Genomic DNA, 3,292 nt, shown 5'->3' with positions numbered 1-3,292 from the left:
TCATCGATCTTCGCAGACCAGTATGCTTCTTTCTCTTTTCTTTTCAAATAAATACCTCCCAAAATGTGTTCTATGGGAGGAGTATCTCACGAATCTTCTTCTATTAATATGTGTTCACTATTTGACGCTTACTTATAAATTATAAAACGAATTATTCATTGAAGAATCTAATAGACAATTGGTGGAGAGATCATTTCACTACTCCCCCCCAATTAACTATCGAAGTAGATAATGCCGAGGCTTGTAAAGAATTAGCGAGTGCAGGGTTAGGATATACTATACTTCCAGGCTTGACCTCAAATAACCAAGATGATCTTTATTGTGTACCGCTGATTAGTGACACTATTAAACTTAAGCGAAATGTATAGATGCACGCAAATATAGAAGCAATGGAATGCTTAACGGTCCACTCTTTCTGGGATTATATTAACAATCAAGAATCTTTATATCACGGAAAGTAATTGCAGTGATGTTATAAAAACTTTTGTGATAAGTGAATATAGCCACTGGATTGTACCACCCTTGCCATGTTTTTGGTCCAACAATGACAAGCTTTTGTTCCACCTCTGCCATAAATCGGACCACCCTCCTTTATAATTGAGATGCACCTAACGGTGTAAAACAATTATTTAGGGGGTTTTTTTGTGATTAAATATCGAGAAATCCTGAGGTTGCATACTCAGGGAATTAGTCAAAGGGGCATTGCCTCAAGTACCTCGAACTCTAGGACGACGATACGGGAGGTGGTGAAAAGGGCCGAAGAACGTAATATTGGCTGGCCTTTAGAGGAAGAAATAACGGATCGAGACTTACAAGAGCTTCTGTTTCCCGAGAAACATGCTTCTAATAATTTTAGACGAAAGCCGGACTGTGACTACATTCATAGAGAATTAGCGAAGCCAGGTGTTAACTTGACTCTTTTATGGGAGGAATATTCCCTTAGCTGTCGGTCAAACGAGGAAATTCCATATAGCTATCGTCAGTTCTGCAGGTTCTATCATGACTTTGCCCGCAAAACGAAAGCGACTATGCGTATTAAACGTAAACCCGGAGAGCTTCTGGAGGTGGATTGGGCGGGTCAAACAATGGCAATCAAGGATCATCTTACTGGCGAAGATATCCCAGTGTATATTTTTGTTTCTGCCCTTCCGTGCAGCCAATATGCTTATGTAGAAGGTTTTCTTTCAATGAATGCAGAGTCATGGATCACGGCTCATATTCACGCATTTAAGTTTTATGAAGGCGTTCCAAGAATCATTGTCCCTGACAATCTGAAAACAGGTGTAGTGAAAGCTTCAAAGTATGAACCAATCATACACGCAGGCTATCAGGAGATGGCCGAGCACTATCATACAACGATTGTGCCTGCACGCGTTCGTCACCCAAAAGATAAGGCAAGCGCTGAAAGTACAGTAGGTCATATTTCAACATGGATTATTGCTTCTCTTCGTAACCAAGAGTTTTTCAGTTTAAAAGAGTTAAATGACGCGGTTCATGAGAAGTTAGAGGAATTTAACCACAAACCTTTTCAAAAGAAGCAAGGAAGCAGACACACGGCATTTAAAGAAGAAGAACACTTCGCATTAACACCGTTGCCTGCTTCAACATACGAAATCGCAACTTGGCGAATTGCGACCGTACAATATGATTATCACATAGTTGTGGATAAAATGTCTTACTCTGTTCCATATGATTATGTAAAGTACCAGGTTGATATACGAGTCACAAGAACTATTGTGGAAGTGTTTTATAAAGGCTTGCGAATCGCTTCGCACAAAAAACTGAAAGGGAAATCAGGACAATTCAGTACATTGTCTGATCACATGCCTAAAGAACATAAGCAATACATTGATTTTGATGCTTCATATGTACGCCAATGGGGAAAGACCGCCGGATCTAATATCTTGATCACCATTAATAGTATTCTAGCCTCTTATCGAGTTGAAAAACAAGCAGTGAAGTCCTGCTTGGGGCTAATTAAGTTGTCAGATACGTACTCGGTAGGACGGTTAGAAAAAGCATGTGAGCGTGCACTGAGATACACAAGTAGACCTACACTTAAAAGCATCCAAACGATGCTTAAAAATGGACAGGATAAACTCCCTGTCATAAATGAAGAAGAAAGTGATCGAAAAGAAGTTAAATCCAACCCTTACGGTTTTACACGAGGGGCAGACTATTATGGGGGTAAGAACCAATGACCACTGAAAACACTTTATCCAAACTAAATGATATGAGAATGACTGCAATGGCTGAGGGATATATGGATCAATTGAAAAATCCGGAATATCAGGACCTATCGTTTGAGGATCGTTTCTCAATGCTTGTAGACATTGAATGGGGACGCAGAAAGAACGCCAAGCTCGATCGCCTCATCAAGGGTGCAGAGTTCAGGGATAGCCAAGCATGCATAGAAGATATAGAGTATCACGCTGACCGAAAGCTCGATAAAACCCAAATTTTAAGATTAGCAACTGGAAGGTATATTCAAGAGAAACATAATATCATAATTAAAGGTGCATCAGGTAACGGAAAAACCTACCTAGCATGTGCTTTTGGTGTCGCTGCTTGTCGTCAGTTTTATAAAGTGCGATATATCCGCCTTCCGGATTTATTGGATGAACTCGCAGTAGCCAGGGGTGAAGGCATTTACCGTAAGGTAATTAAAAAATACACGAAGGTAGATTTACTGATCCTTGATGAATGGCTTTTAACGCCACTAAAAGAAACCGAATCCAGAGATCTTTTAGAAATCGTTGAATCAAGATATCAAGTTGCCTCCACAATATTCTGTTCCCAGTTTGATCCACGTGGCTGGCATGAGAAGATTGGTGAAGGTACATTGGCTGATGCCATACTTGATCGTATTGTACACGGCTCTTATCATATGATGCTTGATGGGGACGTTTCCATGCGTGAACGCCATGGATTGGAGGGTTCTTTATGATTCCTGAAGAAGTAGAGAATCGTATTGCGAAGTATTTCTTTCATAATTATCTACCAGACGAAATCATGTATGAACTTGTAGACCTACTTATCCCGCAGTGTTTGAACGTAGAGGATGAAAATGATTTAGACCAAGATCGACTAGTCACTGAAGCAGTGTTAATCCTTCGTGGTCGATTGGATGGAAAAAGTATTAAATAACTCAAGGCAGCCATCGAAGATTCGGTTCGGTGGCTGTTTTAAGAATAATTTGCGTGGACTTCCCTATGGCAAGGATGGAACAATTTGATGTCAGAAGTGGACCAAAAACATGGCAAGAGTGGAACAATCGCATGGCTGTAGTCAA

At 40.3% G+C, this 3,292-nt stretch carries 5 protein-coding genes; 4 read left to right on the top strand and 1 reads right to left on the bottom strand.

Translation table 11 applies throughout. From position 1 onward, the window contains the following. Positions 1–134: 134 nt before the first annotated feature. A complete protein-coding gene (locus CSV69_RS17450; RefSeq protein WP_369823969.1) occupies positions 135–368 on the top strand; it encodes a LysR substrate-binding domain-containing protein in 234 nt (77 codons plus the stop codon). Positions 369–426: 58 nt separating this feature from the next. On the opposite strand, the gene CSV69_RS16975 is transcribed toward CSV69_RS17450, so the two are convergent. Then, positions 427–573 carry a hypothetical protein gene (locus tag CSV69_RS16975; RefSeq protein ID WP_158232710.1) on the bottom strand — a complete coding sequence of 49 codons (147 nt, stop codon included), beginning with the start codon at positions 571–573 and terminating at the stop codon, positions 427–429. Between the two features lie 71 nt (positions 574–644). Between CSV69_RS16975 and istA the strand changes: the two genes are divergently transcribed. From istA to CSV69_RS16340, 3 genes are read left to right on the top strand one after another with little or no spacing between them, the layout of a single operon-like run. Further along, a complete protein-coding gene (istA, locus tag CSV69_RS16350; protein ID WP_099693986.1) occupies positions 645–2,201 on the top strand; it encodes an IS21 family transposase in 1,557 nt (518 codons plus the stop codon). Further along, on the top strand, positions 2,198–2,947 hold the full coding sequence (gene istB / locus CSV69_RS16345; RefSeq protein ID WP_099693985.1) for an IS21-like element helper ATPase IstB: 750 nt from the start codon (positions 2,198–2,200) through the stop codon (positions 2,945–2,947). The genes istA and istB overlap by 4 nt, the downstream gene beginning before the upstream one ends. After that, positions 2,944–3,147 (top strand): hypothetical protein, encoded by a 204-nt coding sequence (locus CSV69_RS16340; protein WP_099693984.1) that lies wholly within the window; start codon positions 2,944–2,946, stop codon positions 3,145–3,147. Before istB ends, CSV69_RS16340 begins: the two co-directional genes overlap by 4 nt. Positions 3,148–3,292: the final 145 nt, after the last annotated feature.

Origin of the sequence: Sporosarcina sp. P26b (genome assembly GCF_002743245.1) — a bacterium.
Lineage (GTDB): Bacteria > Bacillota > Bacilli > Bacillales_A > Planococcaceae > Sporosarcina > Sporosarcina ureae_C.
Note: the sequence above shows the minus strand (reverse complement) of the source record. Positions and strands in the feature narration are given on the sequence as shown.

What these genes read in the sequence shown, in the direction of transcription:
- CSV69_RS16975 (WP_158232710.1), bottom strand. Translation starts at nt 573, where the DNA reads ATGGCAGAGGTGGAACAAAAGCTTGTCATTGTTGGACCAAAAACATGG.
- istB (WP_099693985.1), top strand. Translation starts at nt 2,198, where the DNA reads ATGACCACTGAAAACACTTTATCCAAACTAAATGATATGAGAATGACT.
- CSV69_RS16340 (WP_099693984.1), top strand. Translation starts at nt 2,944, where the DNA reads ATGATTCCTGAAGAAGTAGAGAATCGTATTGCGAAGTATTTCTTTCAT.